23 protein-coding genes are annotated in these 23,524 nt (G+C 62.1%); 18 read left to right on the top strand and 5 right to left on the bottom strand.

Translation table 11 applies throughout. The annotated features are described in order from the left end of the window. Positions 1-8: 8 nt before the first annotated feature. From DWB67_RS07135 to DWB67_RS07145, 3 genes are read right to left on the bottom strand one after another with little or no spacing between them, the layout of a single operon-like run. Positions 9-896 carry an ABC transporter permease gene (locus DWB67_RS07135; RefSeq protein WP_119806827.1) on the bottom strand — a complete coding sequence of 296 codons (888 nt, stop codon included), beginning with the start codon at positions 894-896 and terminating at the stop codon, positions 9-11. Then, a complete protein-coding gene (locus DWB67_RS07140; RefSeq protein ID WP_119806828.1) occupies positions 896-1,969 on the bottom strand; it encodes an ABC transporter permease in 1,074 nt (357 codons plus the stop codon). Before DWB67_RS07140 ends, DWB67_RS07135 begins: the two co-directional genes overlap by 1 nt. Continuing rightward, the gene (locus DWB67_RS07145; protein WP_255418582.1) at positions 1,966-3,486 is read right to left on the bottom strand and encodes an ABC transporter ATP-binding protein; all 1,521 of its coding nucleotides are present in this window, start codon (positions 3,484-3,486) and stop codon (positions 1,966-1,968) included. Before DWB67_RS07145 ends, DWB67_RS07140 begins: the two co-directional genes overlap by 4 nt. Positions 3,487-3,580: 94 nt before the next feature. On the opposite strand from DWB67_RS07145, the gene dnaE reads away from it, so the two are divergent. The 15 genes from dnaE to ftsH all read left to right on the top strand — a co-directional run bounded on the left by dnaE (position 3,581) and on the right by ftsH (position 20,631). Next, positions 3,581-7,051, top strand: coding sequence for a DNA polymerase III subunit alpha (dnaE, locus tag DWB67_RS07150; protein WP_119806830.1), 3,471 nt, complete (start codon positions 3,581-3,583; stop codon positions 7,049-7,051). A gap of 56 nt (positions 7,052-7,107) precedes the next feature. Continuing rightward, on the top strand, positions 7,108-7,617 hold the full coding sequence (gene ruvC, locus DWB67_RS07155; protein ID WP_119806831.1) for a crossover junction endodeoxyribonuclease RuvC: 510 nt from the start codon (positions 7,108-7,110) through the stop codon (positions 7,615-7,617). Further along, entirely contained in the window at positions 7,614-8,306 is a 693-nt protein-coding gene (gene ruvA / locus DWB67_RS07160; RefSeq protein ID WP_119806832.1) for a Holliday junction branch migration protein RuvA, read from the top strand. The genes ruvC and ruvA overlap by 4 nt, the downstream gene beginning before the upstream one ends. A gap of 15 nt (positions 8,307-8,321) precedes the next feature. Then, on the top strand, positions 8,322-9,224 hold the full coding sequence (locus DWB67_RS07165; RefSeq protein WP_119806833.1) for a M48 family metalloprotease: 903 nt from the start codon (positions 8,322-8,324) through the stop codon (positions 9,222-9,224). Continuing rightward, positions 9,224-10,255 carry a Holliday junction branch migration DNA helicase RuvB gene (ruvB, locus tag DWB67_RS07170; RefSeq protein ID WP_119806834.1) on the top strand — a complete coding sequence of 344 codons (1,032 nt, stop codon included), beginning with the start codon at positions 9,224-9,226 and terminating at the stop codon, positions 10,253-10,255. The genes DWB67_RS07165 and ruvB overlap by 1 nt, the downstream gene beginning before the upstream one ends. Positions 10,256-10,287: 32 nt before the next feature. Next, the gene (ybgC, locus tag DWB67_RS07175; protein ID WP_119806835.1) at positions 10,288-10,680 is read left to right on the top strand and encodes a tol-pal system-associated acyl-CoA thioesterase; all 393 of its coding nucleotides are present in this window, start codon (positions 10,288-10,290) and stop codon (positions 10,678-10,680) included. Further along, complete coding sequence (locus DWB67_RS07180) at positions 10,677-11,399, top strand: HAD family hydrolase (RefSeq protein ID WP_119806836.1); 723 nt, start codon at positions 10,677-10,679, stop codon at positions 11,397-11,399. The genes ybgC and DWB67_RS07180 overlap by 4 nt, the downstream gene beginning before the upstream one ends. Positions 11,400-11,479: 80 nt before the next feature. Then, positions 11,480-12,208 (top strand): protein TolQ, encoded by a 729-nt coding sequence (tolQ, locus tag DWB67_RS07185; RefSeq protein WP_370453575.1) that lies wholly within the window; start codon positions 11,480-11,482, stop codon positions 12,206-12,208. A 3-nt stretch (positions 12,209-12,211) separates the two neighbouring features. Continuing rightward, the gene (locus DWB67_RS07190) at positions 12,212-12,661 is read left to right on the top strand and encodes an ExbD/TolR family protein (RefSeq protein WP_119806837.1); all 450 of its coding nucleotides are present in this window, start codon (positions 12,212-12,214) and stop codon (positions 12,659-12,661) included. Between the two features lie 3 nt (positions 12,662-12,664). Further along, a complete protein-coding gene (locus DWB67_RS07195; RefSeq protein ID WP_119806838.1) occupies positions 12,665-14,611 on the top strand; it encodes a hypothetical protein in 1,947 nt (648 codons plus the stop codon). A gap of 59 nt (positions 14,612-14,670) precedes the next feature. Then, positions 14,671-15,996 carry a Tol-Pal system beta propeller repeat protein TolB gene (gene tolB / locus DWB67_RS07200; RefSeq protein WP_119806839.1) on the top strand — a complete coding sequence of 442 codons (1,326 nt, stop codon included), beginning with the start codon at positions 14,671-14,673 and terminating at the stop codon, positions 15,994-15,996. Positions 15,997-16,006: 10 nt separating this feature from the next. Beyond that, positions 16,007-16,543, top strand: coding sequence for a peptidoglycan-associated lipoprotein Pal (gene pal / locus DWB67_RS07205; protein ID WP_119806924.1), 537 nt, complete (start codon positions 16,007-16,009; stop codon positions 16,541-16,543). Continuing rightward, the gene (locus tag DWB67_RS07210; protein ID WP_119806840.1) at positions 16,540-17,454 is read left to right on the top strand and encodes a tetratricopeptide repeat protein; all 915 of its coding nucleotides are present in this window, start codon (positions 16,540-16,542) and stop codon (positions 17,452-17,454) included. The genes pal and DWB67_RS07210 overlap by 4 nt, the downstream gene beginning before the upstream one ends. A gap of 6 nt (positions 17,455-17,460) precedes the next feature. Beyond that, the gene (gene tilS, locus DWB67_RS07215) at positions 17,461-18,684 is read left to right on the top strand and encodes a tRNA lysidine(34) synthetase TilS (RefSeq protein WP_119806841.1); all 1,224 of its coding nucleotides are present in this window, start codon (positions 17,461-17,463) and stop codon (positions 18,682-18,684) included. 57 nt (positions 18,685-18,741) lie between these two features. After that, positions 18,742-20,631: an ATP-dependent zinc metalloprotease FtsH gene (gene ftsH, locus DWB67_RS07220; RefSeq protein WP_119806842.1), complete on the top strand. Its 1,890-nt coding sequence runs from the start codon at positions 18,742-18,744 to the stop codon at positions 20,629-20,631. Between the two features lie 53 nt (positions 20,632-20,684). Here the strand turns inward: ftsH and DWB67_RS07225 are convergent, their stop codons facing one another. Then, positions 20,685-21,113 carry an organic hydroperoxide resistance protein gene (locus DWB67_RS07225; RefSeq protein WP_119806925.1) on the bottom strand — a complete coding sequence of 143 codons (429 nt, stop codon included), beginning with the start codon at positions 21,111-21,113 and terminating at the stop codon, positions 20,685-20,687. A gap of 99 nt (positions 21,114-21,212) precedes the next feature. Between DWB67_RS07225 and DWB67_RS07230 the strand changes: the two genes are divergently transcribed. Genes DWB67_RS07230 through folD form a run of 3 tightly spaced genes read left to right on the top strand, consistent with a single transcriptional unit; the run spans position 21,213 to position 22,880 of the window. After that, positions 21,213-21,659: a MarR family winged helix-turn-helix transcriptional regulator gene (locus DWB67_RS07230; RefSeq protein ID WP_119806843.1), complete on the top strand. Its 447-nt coding sequence runs from the start codon at positions 21,213-21,215 to the stop codon at positions 21,657-21,659. Between the two features lie 46 nt (positions 21,660-21,705). Next, the gene (locus DWB67_RS07235; protein WP_255418583.1) at positions 21,706-22,008 is read left to right on the top strand and encodes a chorismate mutase; all 303 of its coding nucleotides are present in this window, start codon (positions 21,706-21,708) and stop codon (positions 22,006-22,008) included. Then, positions 22,005-22,880 (top strand): bifunctional methylenetetrahydrofolate dehydrogenase/methenyltetrahydrofolate cyclohydrolase FolD, encoded by an 876-nt coding sequence (folD, locus tag DWB67_RS07240; RefSeq protein ID WP_119806844.1) that lies wholly within the window; start codon positions 22,005-22,007, stop codon positions 22,878-22,880. Before DWB67_RS07235 ends, folD begins: the two co-directional genes overlap by 4 nt. Here the strand turns inward: folD and DWB67_RS07245 are convergent. Further along, the gene (locus DWB67_RS07245; protein WP_119806845.1) at positions 22,877-23,455 is read right to left on the bottom strand and encodes a hypothetical protein; all 579 of its coding nucleotides are present in this window, start codon (positions 23,453-23,455) and stop codon (positions 22,877-22,879) included. The two genes, folD and DWB67_RS07245, sit on opposite strands and share 4 nt — an antisense overlap. Positions 23,456-23,524: the final 69 nt, after the last annotated feature.

Genomic DNA, 23,524 nt, shown 5'->3' on the forward strand with positions numbered 1-23,524 from the left:
GGCTGCGTTTAGCGCAGCGCGTGAAAGTTGTTGCCAAGCGAGCCGGGGGCCGCGCCACCGGCCTTGCGGCTGTATTTCTGTCGGGCCGAAATCATGACCAGCACAATGATTGTCGCCAGATAGGGCGCCATGGACAGCAGCTGGACCGGCACATTGACGCCGGCTGCTTGCAGGCGCAATTGCAGCACCGTGACACCGCCAAACAGCCACGCGCCCGCCAGCACGCCAAATGCGGTCCAGTTCGAAAAGACCACAATCGCCAGAGCGATCCAGCCCGCGCCTGCGGTCATGCCTTCGGTCCATTGCAGGACGGTGGCGATGCTGATGAAGGCCCCGCCGACGCCCGCCATTGCCCCGCCAAACGCAATGGCAGCGGCGCGGGTGGCGCGGACGTCATAACCAAGCGCATGGGCCGCGTCATGGTTTTCACCCACCGCGCGCAGGATCAACCCGCGGCGCGTGCGGTTCATGAACCACCAGATGGCGGGGACCATGGCCAGCCCCAGCCAGACGATCCAGTTGATGCCCAAGGGGCCGATGGGCATGGGCGGGGCCTTTACACCTTCGAACGGTTTGCCGAACATGGCGGCAAGGCCCAGCCCGAACAGGGTCAGTGCAAGGCCGGATGCGACCTGATTGGCCAGAAAAAGCTGTGTCAGCACGGTATACAGCAGCGAGATCGCCGCCCCTGCCAATGCCGCGACCAGAAACCCGAGGAACGGATTGCCAGTTGCATAGGCGGCGGCAAAGCCGGCCAATGCACCGGCGATCATCATCCCCTCGACCCCGAGGTTCAGAATGCCCGCGCGTTCGGCCACCAGTTCCCCGAGGGCGGCGAACAGAATGGGGGTGGATGCTGACAGAAGCAGCAGGAATATCGACAGCGGATCGATCATCACTTGCCCCTTCTCTGGATGCGGAAACGGGTCAGCACGTCAAACCCGAGCAGGAAAAACAGCAACATCCCCTGAAAGACCTGCACTGTCGCTGCGGGCAGTTGCATGGTCAGCTGTGCCAGTTCGCCGCCAATATAGGTCAGCGCCAGCAACAGCCCTGCCAGCAAAATGCCGACCGGATGCAAGCGGCCAAGGAAAGCGACGATGATGGCGGTAAAGCCGTAACCCGTGCCCAGATTGTCGGTGATCTGGCCTGCGGGGCCCGACACCTCGAACAGGCCGGCCATACCGGCCAAAGCACCTGACAGGCCAAGGCTGAAGGCGACAAGCGTGGCGGGACTGACACCGGCAAAGCGGGCGGCACGCGGGGCAGACCCTGCGGCGCGAATGTGGAAACCGCGAATGTGGCGGCTGACCAGCACCCATGTCACCAGAACGGCAACGGCAGCGGCAACAACGCCCCAATGCGCGCCGGTGCCCTCGATCAGTTCGGGGTTTGATGCTGCGGGGTATTGCTGCAAATTCCGTGATCCCGGAAAGCCGTAGCCTTCGGGGTTTTTCATCGGGCCGAATGCCATCCATGCGGCCACGCGCTGGGCGACATAGACCAACATCAGCGACACCAGAATCTCCGACGCCCCGAACCAGTTGCGTAGCAAAGCAGGGATCATGCCCCATGCCCAACCGCCAGCAGCGCCTGCGATGACCATGGCGGGGAAAATCCACATGCCTTCGAATGGATAGGCGGCCAGGGCGACAGCAGCACCGGTGATGCCGCCGATGATGTATTGCCCCTCGGCGCCGATGTTCCAGATACCGGCGCGAAAGCCGATTGCCAGCCCCGAGGCGATCAGGATCAGCGGCGCGGCCTTCACCAGCAATTGCGGGCGGGAATAGGATGCCGCTGGCCCGAAAAGCGGGTCCCAGAAGATGGTGCGGATTGCAGCGACCGGATCATGGCCCATGATGGCGAACAGGATCCCGCCCGCGATCATCGTGGCCAGCACCGCCATGACGGGCGTCGCGATCTGCCAGAAGGTTGATGCTGTGCTGCGTGGAACAAGCTGGATCATAACGCCGCTTCCTGCATGCCGTGCGCGCCGCCCAGCATCAGGCCGATCTGGTCAAGGGTCAGCCCTTGGGTCGGCAGCGGTTCGGAAAGATGCCCTTCGTTCAGGGCGCAGAATTGGTCGGAAAGTTCCAAAAGTTCGTCCAGATCCTGAGAGATGACGATGACCCCCGCCCCCTGACGCGCCAGATCCAGCAGCGATTGGCGCACAAAGGCTGCCGCACCGGCATCGACGCCCCAAGTGGGCTGGTTGACGACCAGCACGCGGGGATTTTGCATCACCTCGCGGCCGATCACGAATTTCTGCAGATTACCACCCGACAGGGCGCGGGCGGCGGTATGGGGGCCGGGGGTGCGGACGTCGAAACCTGCAATCACCGCCTCGGCATAGGTGCGGGCGGCGCGGTGGTCGATCATGCCGCGATTGACCAGACCTTTCCGCGCCCCTGCAGTCAGCAGCGTATTTTCGGTCAGGCTGAAATCGGGGACAGCAGCATGGCCCAAACGATCCTCGGGCGCGGTCAGCAGACCGGCCTTGCGGCGCGGTTCGGGACCAAGGCTGGATAGGTCATTCCCTTCAAGGGTGATGCTGCCTGCCGCGCTGCGGATTTCGCCGGTCAATGCGGCCAGCAGTTCTTCCTGACCGTTCCCTGCTACGCCGCCAATGCCAAGAATTTGCCCCGCGCAAAGGTCCAGCGACACGGATTTCAACGCCGTGCCTTCGGCATTCGGGGCGGGCTGGGACAGGTTGCGGATCGATAACAACACATTGCCCGCATGGCGGCCTGAACGGTCCACCTCGCGCATTTCGCCGCCGACCATCATTGCAGCCAATTCACGGGCCGAATGGGCGCGGGGATCGCAGCTGTCCACCACGCGGCCATGGCGCAGGATGGTGGCGCAATCGCAATGGGTGCGGATTTCATCCAGCTTGTGACTGATATAAAGGATGGCGGTGCCTTGGGCGGCCAGCTTGCGCAGGGTAGCGAACAGCAGTTCAGCCTCTTGCGGGGTCAGGACGCTGGTGGGTTCGTCCATGATCAGCAGGCGCGGGTTTTGCAACAGACAGCGGATAATCTCGACCCGTTGGCGTTCGCCTGCGGACAGGGTGACGATGCGCCGCGCGGGGTTCAGTGGCAGGCCGAAGTCATGACTGACCTTGGTGATGCGGGCCGCCAGTTCACGGCGCGGGGGCGGGTTTTCCATGCCCAGCGCGATGTTTTCGGCCACGGTCAGCGCATCGAACAGGCTAAAATGCTGGAAGACCATCGCCACGCCTGCCGCGCGGGCCGCCTTGGGGTCGGCGGGTTGGTGAAGATCGCCCGTCAGCGTCATCCGCCCTTGATCGGGGCGCACCAGACCATAGATCATCTTGACCAGCGTTGATTTGCCGGCCCCGTTTTCGCCCAACAGGGCATGGATCTGTCCGGCGTCCACCTGAAAGGACACGTCGTCATTGGCGCGGACGCCGGGATAGGACTTGCCGATCCCCTCGGCCCGAAACACTGCGGCGTTGTTCAAAATCATCCCCTTGGTCAAATCCTGACCTGCTTAGAACGTAAATCCCCGTCAGGGCAATTGCACTGTTTGGGCAGGCTGAGATACTGTTCCCATTATGGCCGCAAATTCCCCCCGATTCATCCATCTTCGCACACATTCCGAGCATTCATTGCTAGAAGGTGCCATTCCTGTCGGCAAACTGCCCACTTTGGCGGCAGATGCCGGCATGCCCGCTGTTGCATTGACCGACAGCAACAACATGTTCGCCGCGCTGGAATTCAGCGTGAAGGCCCGTGACAAAGGGATCCAGCCGATTGTCGGCTGTCAGGTGACCCTGCAAGGGGAAGCGACCGGTCCCGTTGTCCTGCTGGCGCAAAATCAGGCAGGCTGGTTGAACCTGATGTCGCTGTCCTCGTGCCTCTATCTGCGTGAAGGTGGGGACTTGCCGCATGTGACGGTGCAGGATCTATGCGACCGCGCCGAGGGGCTGATCTGTCTGACCGGCGGTGCCACGGGGCCACTCGGTCTGCTGATCGCGCAGGGACAGGCGGATAAGGCGGGGGCGCTGGCCGATACACTGGCCAAGGCATTTCCAACGCGGCTCTATGTCGAATTGCAACGTCATCCGGGCGACAATGGCCAATTGATGCTGGCCGAAGCCGCCAGTGAAGCCGGACTGATCGAACTGGCCTACGCTAAAGACCTGCCGCTTGTCGCCACCAATGACGTCTATTTCCCCAAATCGACCATGTACGAGGCACATGATGCGCTGATTTGCATTGCTGAAAAAGCCTATGTCGACCAATCCCAGCCGCGTCGCCGCCTGACGCCGCAGCATTACTTCAAATCGCCGCAGGAAATGGCGGTTCTGTTCGCCGACCTGCCCGAGGCGATCGAGAATACGGTCGAAATCGCCCGCCGCTGCGCCTTTGCCGTCGCCAAGCACGCGCCCATTCTGCCGCGCTTTGCCGATGACGAGGTGGCCGAACTGCGCCGCCAAGCGCGCGAGGGGTTGGAAGCCCGCCTGAAGGTCATCCCCCATGCCGTCAGCGTCGAGGATTACCACGCAAGGCTGGATTTCGAACTGGGCATCATCGAACAGATGGGCTTCCCCGGTTACTTCCTGATCGTGGCCGATTTTATCGGCTGGGCCAAGGATCAGGGCATTCCTGTCGGTCCGGGCCGCGGGTCGGGTGCCGGGTCGCTGGTGGCCTATGCGCTGACCATCACCGACCTTGATCCGCTGCGCTACAGCCTGCTGTTCGAACGCTTCCTGAACCCTGAACGCGTCAGCATGCCCGACTTCGACATCGACTTCTGCATGGATCGTCGGGAAGAAGTGATCCGCTATGTGCAGAACAAGTACGGGGCCGATAAGGTCGGGCAGATCATCACCTTTGGTGCGCTGCTATCCAAGGCGGCGGTCCGTGACGTCGGCCGCGTGTTGCAGCTGCCATTCGGGCAGGTGGACCGCCTGTCCAAGATGATTCCCGTCGAAGGGGTCAAGCCGGTCAGCATCACCAAGGCCCGCGCCGATGAACCCCGCCTGCGCGAAGCCGCAAAAGAAGAAGTCGTCGCCCGTCTGCTGGATTATGCCGAACAGCTGGAGGGGTTGTACCGCAATGCCTCGACCCACGCGGCGGGTGTGGTGATCGGGGACAGGCCGCTGGACCGTCTGGTGCCGCTGTATCGCGACCCAGCATCTGACATGCCCGCAACCCAGTTCAATATGAAATGGGTGGAACAGGCGGGTCTGGTCAAATTCGACTTTCTGGGTCTGAAGACCCTGACCGTCATCCAGAATGCCGTCGATCTGATCAATGGCGGGGGGCGGCCTTTGCATATCGCCGCCGATGGTCGCCAGCTGTACGAACCCACACCGGGGACGGAAAACCAGATCAACCTGATCCCGCTGGACGATACGCCCAGCTATGATCTCTTCGCATCCGCCCGCACGGTCGCAGTGTTCCAGGTTGAATCCAGCGGCATGATGGACGCGCTGCGGCGCATGAAACCCACTTGTATCGAGGATATTGTCGCGCTGGTCGCGCTCTATCGTCCCGGTCCTATGGAAAACATTCCGGTCTATTGCGACGTAAAGAACGGCGCGCGTGATCTGGAGTCGGTGCATCCGACTATCGACCATATTCTGGCGGAAACCCAAGGTATCATCGTTTATCAGGAACAGGTGATGCAGATCGCTCAGGTCATGGCCGGTTACAGTCTTGGCGGTGCCGACCTGCTGCGCCGCGCCATGGGCAAAAAGATCGCCGCCGAGATGGCGAAGGAACGCCCGAAATTCGTCAAAGGCAGCATCGAAAACAAGGTGCCCGAAAAGAAAGCCGGTGAGGTTTTCGACCTGCTGGAGAAATTCGCCAACTATGGCTTCAACAAATCGCACGCAGCCGCTTATGCGGTTGTCAGCTATCAGACGGCATGGCTGAAGGCGAACCATCCGGTCGAATTCATGGCTGCGGTGATGAACTGCGATATCCATCTGACCGACAAGCTGGCCGTCTATAAGCGCGAATGCGACCGCATGGGGATTGAAATTGTCCCCCCCTGCGTCAGCCGGTCCGCTCCAAGTTTTACCGTCAAGGAAGGCCGAATCCATTACGCGCTGGGCGCACTAAAGGGCGTTGGTCTGGATGCGATGCGGCTGATCGAGACCGCGCGGGGCGATGAACCCTTCCGCGACCTTTACGACTTTGCCCGCCGTGTTGATATGAAGCGCGTCGGTAAGCGCCCGCTGGAAATGCTGGCCCGTGCGGGTGGTTTCGACCTGCTGGACGACAACCGCGCGCGGGTGATGAAATCGCTGGACGGGCTGGTGGCATGGTCGGCAGCGGTGCAGGAACAGGCGTCATCGTCGCAAACCTCGCTGTTTGGCGGGGGCGAGGATTTGCCGCCGCCACGCGCACCCATCGCCGGCATCTGGCTGCCTGCCGAAAAGCTAGGCGAGGAACATAAGGCCGTCGGCTTTTACCTGTCGGGCCATCCGCTGGATGATTATCTGCCCGCCCTGCGTCGCAAGAAAGTCCAGACACTGGCCGAAATCAGCAACGAGGCTTTGGGCGGTCCGATGGTTGCCCAGATCGCGGGCACGGTTGCCGCGCGCATGGAACGCAAATCTGCCAAGGGCACGCAATACGCCTTTGTCAGCCTGTCGGACCCGACGGGCCTGTATGAGGTGACGGTGTTTTCCGACCTGCTGAACGCCTCCCGTGACCAGCTGGAACCGGGGCAGAACGTTGTCCTGCAGGTCAAGGTCGAACCCTCGGGCGATCAGGTCAAGATGCTGGCCAATTCCGTGACCGCGCTGGAGGACGCCGTGGCCGATGCGGGGGCGGGTTGTCTGGCCGTCGAAATGCAGGGCGCCGACACCATCCCCCGTCTGGCCGAGGTGTTGGGCCGCATCCGCACCGATATCATCGTGCCGTCACGGTCACGCGGCCCCGTCCGCCTGCGCCTGCGCCAAGGCGATGAGGTGATCGAGATCGAGATCGCCAATGACGCCCCTCTGACCACCCCCGCACGTCAGGCCCTGCGCGCCGTCCCCGGCGTGCTGGACGTGCTGGAGGAATAGCGCCTTGGCGGATGTTCGCGCTTCGTGCTAGCTATCGGAAAAAAGATGAGGGCAGCATGAAGGTCATGGGCATCGACCCCGGTTTGCGGAATATGGGCTGGGGCATCATTCAGGTGGACGGCTCGCGCATTAAACATATCGCGAACGGGGTGATCCATTCGGATGGCGCGCAGGATCTGGGGGCGCGGCTGTCGGTTCTGTATCGCGGGTTGTGTGCTGTGATCGCCACCTATCAGCCGGATGAGGCGGCGGTCGAACAGACCTTTGTGAACAAGGACGCCACCGGCACGCTGAAGCTGGGGCAGGCCCGCGGTGTCGCCCTGCTGGCCCCTGCCGAGGCGGGGATCGCAGTGGGCGAATACGCCCCGAACGCGGTCAAGAAGACCGTCGTCGGTGTCGGTCACGCTGCCAAAGAACAGGTGCAGCATATGGTCCGCATCCAGCTGGCAGGGGTGCAATTCGACAGCGCCGATGCCGCCGATGCGCTGGCCATCGCCATTTGCCACGCCCGCCATCTTCAAAGCCGCACCCTGCGTGTGGCACAGCCAAAGACAGGTGCCGCATGATCGGACGTATCGCAGGGATCATCCTGCACCGCGCACAGGACCATGTGCTGATCGACGTGCGCGGCGTCGGCTATATTGTCCATGTCAGCGAACGCACGGGCGCGGGATTGCCACCTGTCGGACAGGCAACCGCGCTCTATACCGAACTGGTCGTGCGCGAGGATCTGCTGCAGCTGTTCGGCTTTACCACCATGCTGGAAAAGGAATGGCACCGTCTGCTGACCAGCGTGCAGGGCGTGGGGGCCAAGGTCTCACTGGCCATCCTTGGCACGCTGGGGCCAGAAGGTCTGGGCCGCGCGATTGCGCTTGGCGATTGGGCCTCGGTCCGTAAGGCCAATGGCGTGGGGCCGAAACTGGCGCAGCGGATCGTGCTGGAACTGAAGGACAAGGCCCCGTCCGTCATGGCGCTTGGCGGCACGTTCACTGTGGATGCCGGTTCGCAGAATGTCGGCGCGGGTGCCGATGATCCGGTGATCGAAACCGAAGCCCCTGTTGCTGTCAAACGTGCAGCCAAGCCCGATGCACATTCAGGTCAGGCGATGGCCGATGCCCTGTCGGCGCTCACCAATCTGGGCTATGCTCCCTCCGAGGCTGCCAGTGCTGTCGCGCAGGCGCAGGCTGCGGAACCTGCCGCATCCATGCAGGCGTTGATCCGCGCGGCATTGCGGGCCTTGGCGCCCAAGGATTGATCAAGGGGACTGACGATGGCAGGCAACGCGAAGGTTTTTCTGCTGATGGCCGCCATGACCGCATTGGTCATGGCGCTTGGCTGGATGATGGGCGGGCAGGGGGGCGTGATTATCGCCTTTCTGATCGCGGGCGGCATGAATTTCTTCGGCTATTGGAACAGCGACAAGATGGTGCTGCGCCAGCAGGGCGCGGTCGAATTGTCACCGCAGCAGGGCGCGAAAATCTATGGCATGACGGCGGCTTTGGCCGATCGTGCCGGTCTGCCGATGCCCAAGCTGTATCTGTTGCCGACCGAACAGCCCAATGCCTTTGCCACGGGCCGCAACCCCGACAATGCCGCTGTCGCTGTCACGCAAGGGCTGGTGAACACGCTGACCGCAGATGAGCTGGCCGGTGTCATCGCGCATGAACTGGCCCATATCAAACACCGCGACACGTTGACCATGACCATCACTGCGACGATGGCCGGTGCCATCGCGATGATGGGCAATATGATGATCTTCACCCGCCGCGATGATCGGGGCGGGATGCTGGGGTCAATCGCCGCGATGATCCTTGCGCCTTTGGCCGCAACGATGGTGCAGATGGCCGTGTCGCGCGCCCGCGAATACGAGGCGGATAAGACCGGCGCTGAAATCTGCGGCCAGCCGCGCGCGCTGGCATCGGCTTTGCAGCGGATCGCAGGGACTGCGGGGCGTACGGTGAATATGCCCGCCGAACAGAACCCTGCGGCGGCATCCATGTTCATCATCAACCCGCTGGCCGGTTTGCGGATGGACAAGCTGTTCACCACCCACCCGCCGACCGAAGAACGCATCGCCCGTCTGATGGCAATGCGCGCGGCACCCGAACCCGCCACACCCACACGCATCCCCCGCAGCGGCAAGTCCCGCAGCCAAGGGCCTTGGAGCCATTGATGACCCAGCCCGACCCCGATCTGCGTCCCGAGCCGCTGGAAGGCGATGCCGAAGACCGCGCCCTGCGTCCGCAGAATCTCTCCGAATTCGTCGGTCAGGCCGAGGCGCGGGCCAATCTGCGGGTCTTCATCGAAAGCGCCAAGATGCGCGGCAAGGCGATGGATCACACGTTGTTTTTCGGTCCTCCGGGGTTGGGGAAAACGACGCTGGCGCAGATTATGGCGCGCGAACTGGGGGTGAATTTCCGCATGACCTCGGGGCCAGTGATCGCGCGGGCCGGTGATCTGGCGGCGATCCTGACCAACCTTGAAGCGCGCGACGTTCTGTTCATCGACGAAATCCACCGGATGAATCCGGCGGTGGAAGAGGTCCTGTATCCGGCAATGGAGGATTTCGAGCTGGATCTGGTCATCGGCGAAGGCCCTGCCGCCCGCACCGTCCGCATCGAATTGCAGCCCTTTACGTTGGTCGGTGCGACGACGCGTCTGGGTCTGTTGACGACGCCGCTTCGCGACCGCTTCGGCATTCCGACCCGTCTGCAGTTTTACGAAATCCCCGAACTGGACCTGATCGTCCAGCGGGGCGCGCGTCTGATGGGAATCAGTGCCGAACCCGAAGGCACGATGGAAATTGCCCGCCGTTCGCGTGGCACTCCGCGCATCGCCGGTCGCCTATTGCGCCGCGTTGTCGATTTCGCCTTGGTCGAAGGCAATGGCCGTCTGACCCGCGAGATTGCCGATATCGCCCTGAACCGGCTGGGCGTCGATGATCTGGGGCTGGACGGTGCCGACCGTCGCTATCTGACGCTGATGGCACAGCATTACGGCGGCGGTCCGGTGGGGGTGGAAACGCTGTCGGCGGCCCTGTCGGAAAGCCGCGATGCGATCGAGGAAGTGATCGAACCTTACCTGCTGCAACAGGGCCTGATCGCCCGCACCCCGCGCGGGCGTCAGCTGGCGGCGCGGGCATGGCGGCATCTGGGTCTGGATATGCCGACACCGGCGGGCCAAGGCACACTTTTTCCCGGTTGAGGGCCGCCGCCCAAGCGCATAGCTTTCGCGGCATGAGCCATCACATGACCCTTCGCGTATATTACGAGGATACCGATCTTGCCGGTATCGTCTATTACGCCAACTATCTGAAATTTATCGAACGTGGCCGCACGGAATGGCTGCGCCAGCTGGGCATTGACCAGCTGGCCATGCAGCAAGCCACCGGCCATGTCTTTGCCGTCCGGCGGGTCGAGGCGGATTACCTGCGCCCCGCCCGTTTCGATGATCTGCTGACCGTCGTGACCGGATTGGCACAAGAGAGCCCCGCGCGGGTTGTCGTCGACCAGAAAGTCATGCGCGGCGAGGAGGTTCTGTTCACCGCCCGCGTCACCATCGCCTGTCTGGATGGCAGGGGGCGTCCGGTGCGGCTGCCCACCGATCTGGCCGCGATTTTACGGCAATGACCAAGCGGATCGCCATGTGGTCGGGGCCGCGCAACCTGTCGACGGCGATGATGCGCAGCTTCGGTGCGCGTGGTGATTGCGCCTGTGTCGATGAACCTTTCTATGCGCATTATCTGGTGCAGACCGGACTGCCGCATCCGATGCGCGAACAGGTGATTGCCAGCCAGCCGGTCGATTGGCACGATGTCCTGCCCGAACTGACAACAGGCGGGACAGCGCCGCTGCAGTATCAGAAACATATGGTCCAGCACATGCTGCCCGATATGGATCTGGGGTGGACCGGTCAGGTCACGAATGTTTTCCTGATTCGCGAACCTGAACGGGTCGTGGCTTCATTTGCACAAAAACGCGGGTTGCCCGATCCGGCGGAACTGGGCTTTGATCGTCAGTGGCAGATGTTTTCGCAGATGGCCGAACGGGGTCCGGCCCCTGTCGTTATCGACAGCGCCGATATCCGCCGCCATCCCGACCGTGCTTTGCGGGCGCTTTGCGCGGCCATCGGCATCGACTATACGCCCGCAATGCTGTCATGGACCAAGGGACCGCATCCCGAAGACGGCGTTTGGGGCGCTGTGTGGTATGATGCGGTCAATGCCTCGACCGGATTTGGTGGGCCGGAAGGGGATTTGCCGGTTCTGGCGGGCGAATTGGCGGGTTTGGCAGATGCGTTACAGCCCGCATATCGTGCGATTGCGGCATATCGGCTGCGGATTGCATAAAAGTGACGCCATTGTGTTGCGTCGGGGGCTGAAACAGTTGCTAGGAACACGATAAAAGGCGCGTAACAAAAGGTCGCGGCATGCAGCCGTCGATCCTTGATGATAAGGCAGTGATTATGGAACCCATTCAGGCCGCTGAGGCCCTCGATTTCTCGGCAATGGCGTTGTTCTTCCGCGCGTCCTTGACGGTTCAGGTGGTGATGGTCATCCTGATCGTCGCCTCTTTCTGGTCATGGTCGATCATTATCCAGAAATTCATGGGTTTTGCCCGTGCCCGCGTCGAGGCGAACCGCTTTGACCGCGCCTTCTGGTCGGGTGAACCGCTGGACGATCTTTATGACCGCCTTGGGGATCGCCCGAAGGGGTCGTCGGAACGTATCTTCGCCGCCGGCATGACCGAATGGCGCCGCAGCCACCGTGACGATGGCCGTCTGATCCCTGGCGGCATCGCCCGCATCGACCGCGCCATGAACGTCGCCATCCAGCGCGAGGAACAGCGCTTGTTCCGTGGGTTGTCCTTCCTTGCAACGGTCGGTTCGACCGCGCCCTTTATCGGCCTGTTCGGTACCGTCTGGGGCATCAAATCCGCGTTCGAGGGCATCGCCCTGTCACAAGACACCAGCCTTGCCGTCGTGGCCCCCGGCATCGCCGAGGCACTTCTGGCCACCGCATTCGGTCTGGTCGCGGCCATTCCTGCCGTTGTTTTCTATAACAAACTGTCAGGCGATGCCGAACGCGTGGTTGGCGGATGGGAATCCTTCTCGGATGAATTCTCGACCTTGCTGTCGCGCCAGATGGACGAGGCGTAAGTTATGGGGTCCTCGGTCGTCAAACGGGTCAGCCGCAAGGGGCGTCGTCGTAACCAGCCGATGTCCGAAATCAACGTGACGCCCTTTGTGGACGTGATGCTGGTACTGCTGGTCATCTTTATGGTCGCCGCCCCCCTGATGACCGCAGGTGTGCCGCTGAACCTGCCGCAAACCGCTGCCAGTGCTGTGCCCACGGAACAGCAAGAGCCGCTGGTGATTTCGATCCCTGCTGAAGGGTCGATGCTGGTCATGGACCAGCCGGTGGACGACACGCAGGTGGTGTCCGCGCTGCGTGCGGCCTTGGGTGAACGCGAATCCGGTCGGGTCTATTTGCGGGCGGATGGCACGATTGCCTATTCGCGCGTGGTCCAGATCATGGGCGCGCTGAATGCGGCTGGCATCACCGACATCGTTCTGGTGACCGAGGCCGGTGGCCCACGGATGGATGGCTAAGTGATGGATGACCGCGAAAGCCGCACGGGATATTGGGTTTCGGGGGTCGCGCATACCGCGCTGATCCTATGGGCCATCGTGGGTGGGGCATTGTTCCGCCCCCAGCCAAGCCCGCCGGTGCGGTCAACACAGGTGTCGACCATCAGCGGTGCCGACTTTGAAAAACTGGCAGCTGCGGCGCGCGGGAATGGTCCCGTGGGCTCTGAAGCATCGGCCATTGCGGATCAATCCGACCAGCAAGTGGATGCCAATGGCACCGCGCGCCCCGTTGATGCACAACCCCCGCGTCCGGCGGGTGCTACGCAACTGGCGCAGCCTGATCAGGCCGAAACCGTGCCCGACCTCAGTGATTTTGAAGCCGCCGAGCCTGTCGAGGTTGCGACCGATCTGCCGACGACCGACACCCAAGACCGCCCCGAGGCCGAGGCGCGCATTCCTGCCGCACCTGCCGCACCCGCACCTTCGGCCCAGCCGTCACGGCCTGTTGCTGCAGCACCCGACGCCGCTGCCGCGCCGACAGAGGAACCGCGTTCGGCACTGGCGCTGGACACATCACCCCGTCCGCAGGATCGTCCCGCAGGCTTGGAACAGAATTACAACCGCCGTCAGGCTGCTGCCGCAGAGGCGACCCGCGCTGCCGCCGCACAGGCCGCTGAAAACCGCGCAGCTGAAGAACGTGCCGCAGCCACCCGTGCCGCAAATGCTGCGGCGGCTGAAGAAGCCGCCCGCAATGCGGCCCGTGAACAGGCAACTGCCGATGCTGCAGAAGCAGCTGCCCGCGCCGAGGCAGAGGCCGCCGAACAGCGTCGTGCCGCCGAGGCGGCTGACCGTGCGGTACAAGAACGCCAAGCTGCCGAGGCTGCGGAACGCGCCGCCGAGGAACTTCGCGCAGCACAAGCTGCCGAACAACAGGCCGAGGATCGGCGCGCGGCCGAAGCCGCCGAACGGGCCGCAGAAGAACAACGCGCGGCCGAAGCCGCCGATCGCGCGGCCGAGGAACGCCGCGCGGCGGAGGCTGCGGAACGTGCGGCGCAAGAACGTCAGGCAGCAGAAGCAGCCGAACGCGAAGCGGAAGAACGTCGTGCCGCCGAAGCCGCCGAGCAAGAGGCCGAGGAGCGCCGCGCTGCGGAAGCTGCAGAGCGTGCCGCCGAGGAACGTCAGGCCGCCGAGGCTGCGGAACGGGCCGCCGAAGAACGTCGCGCTGCCGAGGCCGCTGAACGCGCTGCGGAAGAACGCCGGACCGCCGAACGTGAAGCCGAAGAACGTCGTGCCGCCGCCGAGGCCGAAGCCGCCGAAAGAGCCGAAGCCGATCGTCAGGCGCTGGAGGATGCTTTGCGTCAGGCTCAGGAAGGGCAGGGCGGTGGTTCCGGACAGGAAGCCGCCTCGACCGGAGATGCCTTTGGCGGGGACCGTCAAAGCATCGAAGGGGGCAGCGGTGCCTCGGCGGGACTTGATCCATTGGCCGCCGCCCTTGCGGGGGCCATGGCGGGAAACGGTGAAGGCGCGGGGGCGGGAGAAAACAATTTCTCGGGTCCGCCACGCGATCTGATGCAACTGGTGCCCAGCCACGACAGCAGCCGATCCCCCCGCGATTCCGGTCAGAACGGCGCCGAGGCGATGCCGATGGGCCAGCCGATGTCCTTTTCGGAACGCGAAGGCCTGCGCTTTGCCATCCAGAATTGCTGGAACGTCGGCGCGCTGTCGGTCGAGGCATCGCGGATGACAGTTTCGGTCGGGTTCAGCTTGACGCCGCAGGGTGTGCCGGAACAGAACAGCTTTCGCATCGTCGATTTCGATGGTGGCTCTGACGCGGGGGCGCAACAAGCCTATGACGTGGCACGCCGTGCCATTCTGATGTGCGGCGGTTCCGGTTTTGATTTGCCTGCGTCCAAATATGGCCGCTGGCGCGATGTCGTGGTGAAATTCCGCCCCGATGGTATTGAATTCTGAGGGGAAAGAGACCGGTCACGGTCTTTCGTTTCCGCTCTGCCCAAGGTAATGAGGACGCCATGTTCCGCAAACTTATCCTTGCTCCGGCCTTGCTGATGGCCCTGTCGGTTTCGACGGGGGTATTTGGCACCGCGGCCCACGCGCAAGACACGCCACTGCGTATCGAAATTACCGACGGCATCATCGAACCGATGACCATCGCGATCCCGCAGTTCCACGGCACGCCCGATCTGGCCGCCAAGGTACGCAGCGTGGTGGCCGACGATCTGACCGGAACGGGATTGTTCCGCGAGGTTCCTTCCGACAGCGTCGCCAAAGCCGCCAGCTTTTCCGAGGCTGTCAGCTATGACGATTGGCGCACGATTGACACGCAGGCGCTGGTCTCGGCCGAGGTGACCCAGAACGGTGATAATATCAGCGTCCGTTTCCGGCTGTTCGACATCATCTCGGGTCAGCCGCAGGGCGACGGGATGCAATTCGATGCCCGCGCCGCCGACTGGCGCAGGGCCGCCCATAAGATCGCCGATCAGGTCTATGTGCGTCTGACCGGTGAAAAACCCTATTTCGACAGCCGCGTTGCTTTTGTTCAGGAAACCGGCCCCAAGAATGCGCGTATCAAGCGGATCGGCGTTATGGATTATGACGGCGCGAACATCCTGTGGATGACCGACAGTTCGTCGCTGGTGCTGGCGCCCAAGTTTTCCGCCGATGGTCGCCGTCTGCTGTTTACCAGCTATGACAGCGGCTTTCCGCAGATCCAGGTCATGGATGTGGCCACCGTCACATCGCGTGCGCTGACGGTGGATCAGGGATCGATGGCCTTTGCCCCCAGTTTCAGCCCTGATGGCCGTTCGGTGGTCTATTCGCACGAAAAGGGCGGCAATACCGATATCTGGCTGATGGATGCCGGATCGGGCGCGCAAAGGTCCCTGACGACTGCGCCGTCGATCGAAACCTCGCCCAGTTTCAGCCCTGACGGACGCCGGATCGTGTTCGAAAGCGACCGGTCGGGGACGCCGCAGCTGTATATCATGCCGGTCGAGGGCGGAGAGCCGACGCGGATCAGCTTTGGCGACGGTCGCTACGGGTCGCCCGTCTGGTCGCCCAAGGGGGATATGATTGCCTTCACCAAGCAGATCGGCGACAAATTCCACATTGGTGTAATGCGGACAGATGGCTCGTCCGAGAAAATGCTGACCGAATCCTTCCTTGACGAAGGTCCGACATGGGCACCCAACGGGCGGGTGGTGATGTTCACCCGCGTCACCCCCGGGGGAAATGGCCAGCCGCGCTTGCATTCCGTGGACATCACGGGTCGGAACATGCGACCCATGAAACTTGATTTTGCTGCCTCGGACCCGTCCTGGGGCCCCCTGATGCCATGAGGATGACATGATGAACGCCGCGATGAAGACCGCCCTGTCAGGGTGCCTGCTGGCCCTTGCGGCCTGTGCCCAGCCCGCGCCGCCGGTCGCGCCGCCTGTGGCGGACCCCTATGCCAGTGTGGGCGGGGGCGCGGTGTTTCAGGGGGACCTGACCGGCGGCACCTTGGGGTCGCAGGCAACCGCCGAATACTTCCAAAGCGGCGTGGGCAATACGGTGCTGTTTCCCGCAGACCAGACGACGCTGACGCCCGATGCGCGCAATGTTCTGGCGCGGCAGGCTGAATGGCTGACCCAGCACGGCAACTTCAGCGCCATTGTTCAGGGGCATGCCGAAGAAACCGGCACCCGCGAATATAACCTTGCCCTTGGGGCGCGTCGTGCCAGTGCGGTTCAGGAATATCTGGTCGCGCAGGGTGTGGCACCGGACCGTATCCGCACACTGTCATTCGGTAAGGAACGTCCCGCCGAAACCTGTTCGGAAGAAACATGCTATGCCAAAAACCGCCGTGCGGTGACCATCGTCAACAGCAGCGGGGCAGGGGCATGATCCGACGGGCCGTCGCTGCGGGGCTTTTAACGCTGTCGCTTGCGGGCGGGGCGGGGGCGCAAGCTGCGCCCGACGCCGCGACGCTGGCTGATATGCGTGGACAGCTGTCGCAACTGCGCGGCCAGTTGCAATCCTTGCGGTCGGAACTGGTCGCCTCGGGGGCGTCAGGGTTTCAGGCGGCGGGCGGGGCGTCGGCCATCGACCGCATGAACGCCATGGAATCGCATCTGACGCGGCTGACCAATCAGGCCGAGCGTTTGCAGAACCGCATCAATACGATGGCCCGTGAGACCGACCGCCAGCTTTCCGATCTTGAGTTTCGCGTCTGCGAGATGGATGAGACTTGCGATCTAAGCGCGTTGACAACCCTCAAGCCGCAGGTCGGCAGCGGGCCTGATCTTGCGCCTTCGGCCCCTGCGGTGTCTGACGACAGCGCCTCTGCTGCCACGGCTTCGGAACAGGCGGATTTCGACGCCGCTGTCGCGGTCATGGAACAGGGCGACAACGCCCGTGCGGCCGGGATGTTCGAGGATGTTGCCCAGACCCACGCAGGTGGTCCCCTGACTGCCGAGGCTTTGTTCCTGCGCGGGCAATCCTTGCAAAGCGCAGGCCAACCGCGTGACGCTGCAGCCGCCTGGCTGGAAGGTTTCGCCGCCGATCCCGACGGTCCGCGTGCGGCAGAAAGCCTGCTGGGCATTGCCACCGTGATCGAGGAACAGGGCGAGGCCACCGCCGCCTGCCTTTATCTGGCCGAGGTTCCGGCCCGTTTCCCCGGCACATCGCAGGCAACCACCGCCGAACAGCGCATCGGCCAGTTGGGATGCGGCATTGATGATCTGGGCGCGCTGGACCCGCTGCTTGATCCCGATATCGACCCCGAGGCTGCGGCGGATCTGGCTGAATACCGGTGATTTTTGATGACTGACCCTGCCACGACCATTCGCACTTCGCTTGACCGTCTGGCCGGTGATCTGCCCGCAATCGGATTGGCGGTATCGGGGGGCGGTGATTCCGTGGCGATGATGCATATCGCGGCGGATTGGGCCAAAGGACGTCGCGTCATGGTGGCCACTGTCGATCATGGTCTGCGTGACGGTAGCGCCGCCGAGGCGCAATCCGTCGCCCGCGCTGCCCGCCAGTTGGGGCTGCCGCATGTGGCATTGCTGTGGCAGCGCGATACCTCGACCGGCAATCTGATGGCGCAGGCCCGTGATGCGCGGCTGCGGCTGCTGTCGGGCTGGGCGCAGCGCAATGATCTGCCTGCGGTCTGTCTGGGTCATACTGCCGATGATGTTGCTGAAACGCTGGTCATGCGGCTGGAGCGTGGATCCGGCATCGACGGGCTGGCTGCCATGGCCGCGTGGCGTGATGCCTTTGATATGCGCTGGCTGCGTCCGATGCTGGGGGTGGGGCGCGATGCGCTGCGCGACTGGATGCGCGACGGTGGCATCGACTGGATCGACGATCCCAGCAACGATAATGCGCAGTTCGACCGCGTTCGCATTCGCCAGACGATCCGCACCTTGGGGTTGGACGTGTCGGGGCTGGCGCGTTCCGCCGAACATATCGCCGATGCCCGTGCCGCGCTGTCCGATTATGCGCTGCTGGTGGCGCGCGATGTGCAGTTCGACCGCGGCAGCCTGTCGTTGCCATTGGCTGATCTGCGTGATGCGCCGCCCGAAATCCGCCGTCGTATCCTTGTCGCGGGGTGTCGCTGGGTGACGGGGGCCGATTATCCGCCGCGCCGCGCCACGCTGATCCACGCGCTTGAGGCGATGATGGCCAGCGGCAAAGTGACGCTGGACGGGGTGATGCTGTCGCCCTCCGGTGGACGGCTGCGTCTGACGCGCGAGGCTGCTGCGGCACGCCGCGCGATGCCGTGGGACGGGCAGACATGGGACCGCCGCTGGCTGGTCACCGGTGTCCCCGATGGCCGACATGTCGCGAATCTGGGCACGGATCACCTTGTTCGCTTGAATTGGCGCGATTCGGGTATGACGCGGGACGAAGCCGCGGCAAGCCCCGCCATCTGGGAAAATGACCGTCTGATAGGGGCACCATTGTTGAAACCGGTGCCGGGAATCACTGTTTCGCCCATTCGGGGCGCGTCAGATTTCCGCAGGTTGGTGAAGGCGCATTGAACCTTCGCCGATAATCCCTATTTTCAATTCAAACCGCATTCCGCCGGAGGACCCCTTTTGGGCAACGCACGTAACTTCGCCTTCTGGGTCGTTCTGTTCCTGATGGTTCTGGCACTGTTCAACCTGTTCAGTGACGGATCAGGTGCAATGAACGGTCGCCAGATCAGCTATTCCGACTTCATCCAGCGTGTTCAGAACGAACAGGTTTCCTCGGTCACGATTGACGGGGAAGATGTCGCCATGACTGGCGCGGATGGTCAGGAATATACGACCGTTCGTCCGATGGGCGAAGAAATCACCGATAAGCTGATTGCGCAGGGCATCGATGTCCGCGTGGTCAAGCAGCAAAGCTCGGGGTTGATGTCGCTGGTCGGCGTCTGGCTGCCGTTCATTTTGCTGATCGGGGTGTGGATCTTCTTTATGAACCGCATGCAGGGCGGTGGTAAGGGCGGCGCGATGGGCTTTGGCAAATCCAAGGCCAAGCTGCTGACCGAAAAGCATGGCCGCGTCACCTTCGACGACGTCGCGGGCATCGATGAGGCCAAGGAAGAACTGGAAGAGATCGTCGAATTCCTGCGCAACCCGCAGAAGTTCAGCCGTCTTGGCGGCAAGATCCCGAAAGGCGCGTTGCTGGTCGGCCCTCCGGGTACCGGTAAGACGCTGCTGGCGCGTGCGATTGCAGGCGAAGCTGGTGTGCCGTTCTTCACGATCTCTGGCTCGGACTTTGTGGAAATGTTCGTGGGTGTCGGTGCAAGCCGCGTCCGTGACATGTTCGAGCAGGCCAAGAAATCCTCGCCCTGCATTCTGTTTATCGACGAAATCGACGCAGTGGGCCGCGCCCGTGGTGTCGGCATCGGTGGTGGCAATGACGAACGTGAACAGACGCTGAACCAGCTGCTGGTCGAAATGGACGGTTTTGAGGCCAATGAAGGCATCATCATCATCGCCGCGACCAACCGCAAAGACGTTCTGGACCCCGCATTGCTGCGTCCGGGCCGTTTTGACCGTCAGATCCACGTGCCTAATCCCGATATCAAAGGTCGCGAGAAAATTCTGTCGGTTCACGCACGCAAGGTGCCTGTCGGTCCTGATGTCGATTTGCGCCTGATTGCACGCGGTACGCCCGGTTTTTCGGGTGCTGACCTGATGAACCTTGTGAACGAAGCCGCGCTGACCGCCGCCCGTATCGGCCGTCGTTTCGTCAGCATGGCTGATTTCGAAAGTGCAAAAGACAAGGTGATGCTGGGTGTCGAACGCCGCAGCATGGTTCTGACGCCAGAACAAAAAGAAAAAACTGCCTATCACGAGGCTGGCCACGCCATTGTCGGTCTGTCGCTGCCCAAATGTGATCCGGTCTATAAGGCCACGATCATTCCGCGTGGTGGTGCATTGGGTATGGTCGTCAGTCTGCCAGAAGATGATCGCCTGAACTTCCACAAGGATGAGGCCAAGCAAAAGATTATCATGACGATGGCCGGTAAGGCCGCTGAAATCATCAAATATGGTGAAGAAGGCGTATCGAACGGTCCGGCGGGTGACATCCAGCAGGCAAGCCAGTTGGCACGTGCCATGGTGATGCGTTGGGGCATGTCCGATAAGGTCGGCGCGGTCGATTATGCCGAAGCGCATGAAGGCTATTCCGGCAGTACCGGCGGCTTCTCAGTTTCGGCTTCGACGAAGGAACTGATCGAGCAAGAGGTCCGCGAGCTGATCGAGAATGGTTATCAGGAAGCCTATCGTATCCTGACGGAAAAATCGGTCGAATTCGAACGTCTGGCCAAAGGTTTGCTGGAATATGAAACCCTGACGGGTGAGGAAATCGGGAAGATTGTCCGCGGTGATTCACTGGACAACAATGACGATGACACGCCTGCCAGCAAGATCCCTGCGGTTACGGCGGTTCCGAAACCCGGCCCGACGCCAGGCAGCGATCCAGCGCCGGCATAATCACATTGATTAAAAAAGCCCCCGATCCGGTCCGGATCGGGGGCTTTTTTTATTCAGGCCAAGGCAGGCGTAATGGCCAATGTGCCTTTGGTGGCATGCGAATAGGGGCAGACGTGATGCGCCGCCTCGATCAGGGCTTGGGCTTCGTCGCGGTCCATTCCGGGCAGGTCGACAATGATCTGGACATCAAGACCGAAACCTTCATCGTCGCGCGGGCCAATGCCCACGGCAACCTTAATCGAGGTATCTGCAGGCACGGTGATTTTCTGCGCCGCTGCTTGATGACGCAATGCACCCATAAAGCAGGCGGAATATCCCAAGGCGAACAGCTGTTCGGGGTTCAGGCCGTCGCCACCGGGTCCGCCCAGTTCCTTGGGGACCGTCAGGTCGAATTGCGCCGATCCATCGTCCAGCGCGGTGCGTCCATCACGACCGCCACCGGTCGCCGTCGCTGAAGTGCGATACAAGACATTCGTGACCATCTGATTTCCTTTCGCGATAATGGTTATCGCGCTATATAATAGGATGAATTTTAAAAGCAAGCCTTGCGATCCAATCGCGCGCCACATAAATATGTCTGTATGAATACACAGACGACATCTCCGCTTGAGGCTATGCTTTGCTTTGACGTCTATGCCGTCAATCTGGCATTTGGCCGGATTTATAAGCCGTTGCTGGACCCGCTTGGTTTGACATATCCGCAATATCTGGTTCTGATGACCCTCTGGGGGCAGGACGGTTTGTCCGTTGGGCAGCTGGGGGCGGAATTGGGGCTGGACAGCAGTACCTTGACGCCCTTGCTGAAACGGATCGAATCCGGCGGCTTTGTCACCCGTGCCCGTGATCCCGAAGATGAACGGCGGGTGGTTGTCTCGCTGACCGATCAGGGTAAGGAGCTGGAATCGAAATCCGGTGATATCAGGAACTGCGTCATCGACGGTACCGGCCTTGGCATGGACGAACTGTTGCAGTTGAAAGCAATGATCGGCAAATTGCGCAAGGCGATGCCCGACAAGCAGGGCCGTTAGCCAAGGTCTTGCGATTCAGGTGATAAGGGTGCATGGGAACCGGACGATGACATCGATCAACAATATTCCCGATATGCCGGCATTGCGCAGTGAAATCGACGCGCTTGATCTGGAACTGATGGCGTTGCTGGCCCGTCGCCACGCGCTGATCGACCGTGCCGCACAGATCAAGACCGGAAACGGCTGGCCCGCACGCATCCCCAAACGGGTCGAGGAAGTGGTCGCCAATGTCCGTGGCCATGCCATGCAGCATGGGCTTGATCCTGATCTTTATGACCGGATCTGGCGTATCCTGATCGATGCCGCCATTGCGCAGGAAGAACGTCAGCTGAACAAGGATCGTCCATGACCGCCCAGATCATCGATGGCAAAGCATTCGCTGCCATCCTTCGGACCCGCATCGCAGCCGAGGTTGGCCGCATGGCGGAAAAGGGTATAACCCCCGGTCTTGCCGTCGTTCTGGTGGGTGAAGATCCTGCAAGTCAGGTCTATGTCCGGTCCAAAGGGCGTATGACAAAAGAGGTCGGAATGGCCTCGTTCGAACACAAGCTACCGGTGGAAACCGCACAGGACGACCTGCTGGCGCTGATTGCAACGCTGAACGCCGATCCGGCTGTGAACGGCATTCTGGTGCAACTGCCCTTGCCTGACCATATGGATGAGGCTGCAGTTATCAACGCCATCACCCCTGAAAAGGATGTCGACGGCTTCCATATCCTGAATGTGGGCCGTCTGGCGACCGGACAAAAGGCCATGGTGCCCTGCACGCCGCTTGGCTGTCTGATGCTGCTGCGCGACCATCTGGGGTCGCTTGCAGGCAAAAACGCCGTAGTTATCGGGCGCAGCAATATTGTCGGCAAGCCGATGGCACAACTGCTGTTGCGTGACAGCGCGACCGTAACCGTCGCCCATTCCCGCACGGCCGATCTGCCTGCTGTATGCCGTCAGGCTGATATCATCGTCGCGGCTGTCGGGCGGGCTAAATTCGTGCAGGGGGACTGGGTCAAGCCGGGCGCCACCGTCATTGACGTCGGAATCAACCGGACCGAGGACGGGTTGGTCGGCGATGTCGATCAAGCTTCAGTCGCGCAGGTGGCAGGGGCTTTTACGCCTGTGCCCGGGGGCGTTGGCCCGATGACCATTGCCTGCCTGCTGGCGAATACGCTGACGGCAACAGCGCGTTCGAACGGTCTGCCGGACCCTGAAGGGTTGACACCCTAAGCCAACCGCGCGGCTAGACGTAATGCGTGGACAGGCTGATCGACCGCCACCGGCAAGACCGGATCATAGGCCGCGCGGATCAGCGCGGCCATTTGTTCATCAGCGGTAAAATCAGTGGCAAAGGTCAGGGCGGATTGCATCATCACCCGCTCGGCCAGTGCGGCGGGATGCGCGTCGGCCAGCGTGCCGGACATGTTCAGGAAAACCATACAGACGCGGATCGCGCCGTTGTCATCGAAACGGAACAGGCGGTACTGGTCTGCTGACTGGCCTGCTAACCGTTCGGGCAGGTCGGCAATGCCGGTCAGTTCCGCAAGGTCGGGAACCCCCGCCAATTCGGCCCAATCGCGGACAAAAAACACCATCAGGTTTGCACCCATTTCCGGATCGGTTTCGACAACCGGATGTCGGGCGTGGTTAAAGCCAGCGCGGATCACGCTGCGGAAAATATCCAGTGTTTCATCGGCCAACCCGAAGATGACCGGCGCGACCGGACGGCCCCAGCGGGCGCAAAGGAAGCTGCCATCGCTTTTGGTGAACAGCGTCTGGATCTGGTCGGCGGTCAGTTCGGGCATGAAGCGGCCTTTTTCTTTATTTCAACGACAATGGGGGGCAGTGCCCCCCATCTTTTGAATCCAATACAG

The organism is Paracoccus sp. JM45, from assembly GCF_003590715.1.
In the GTDB taxonomy this organism is placed as follows: domain Bacteria; phylum Pseudomonadota; class Alphaproteobacteria; order Rhodobacterales; family Rhodobacteraceae; genus Paracoccus.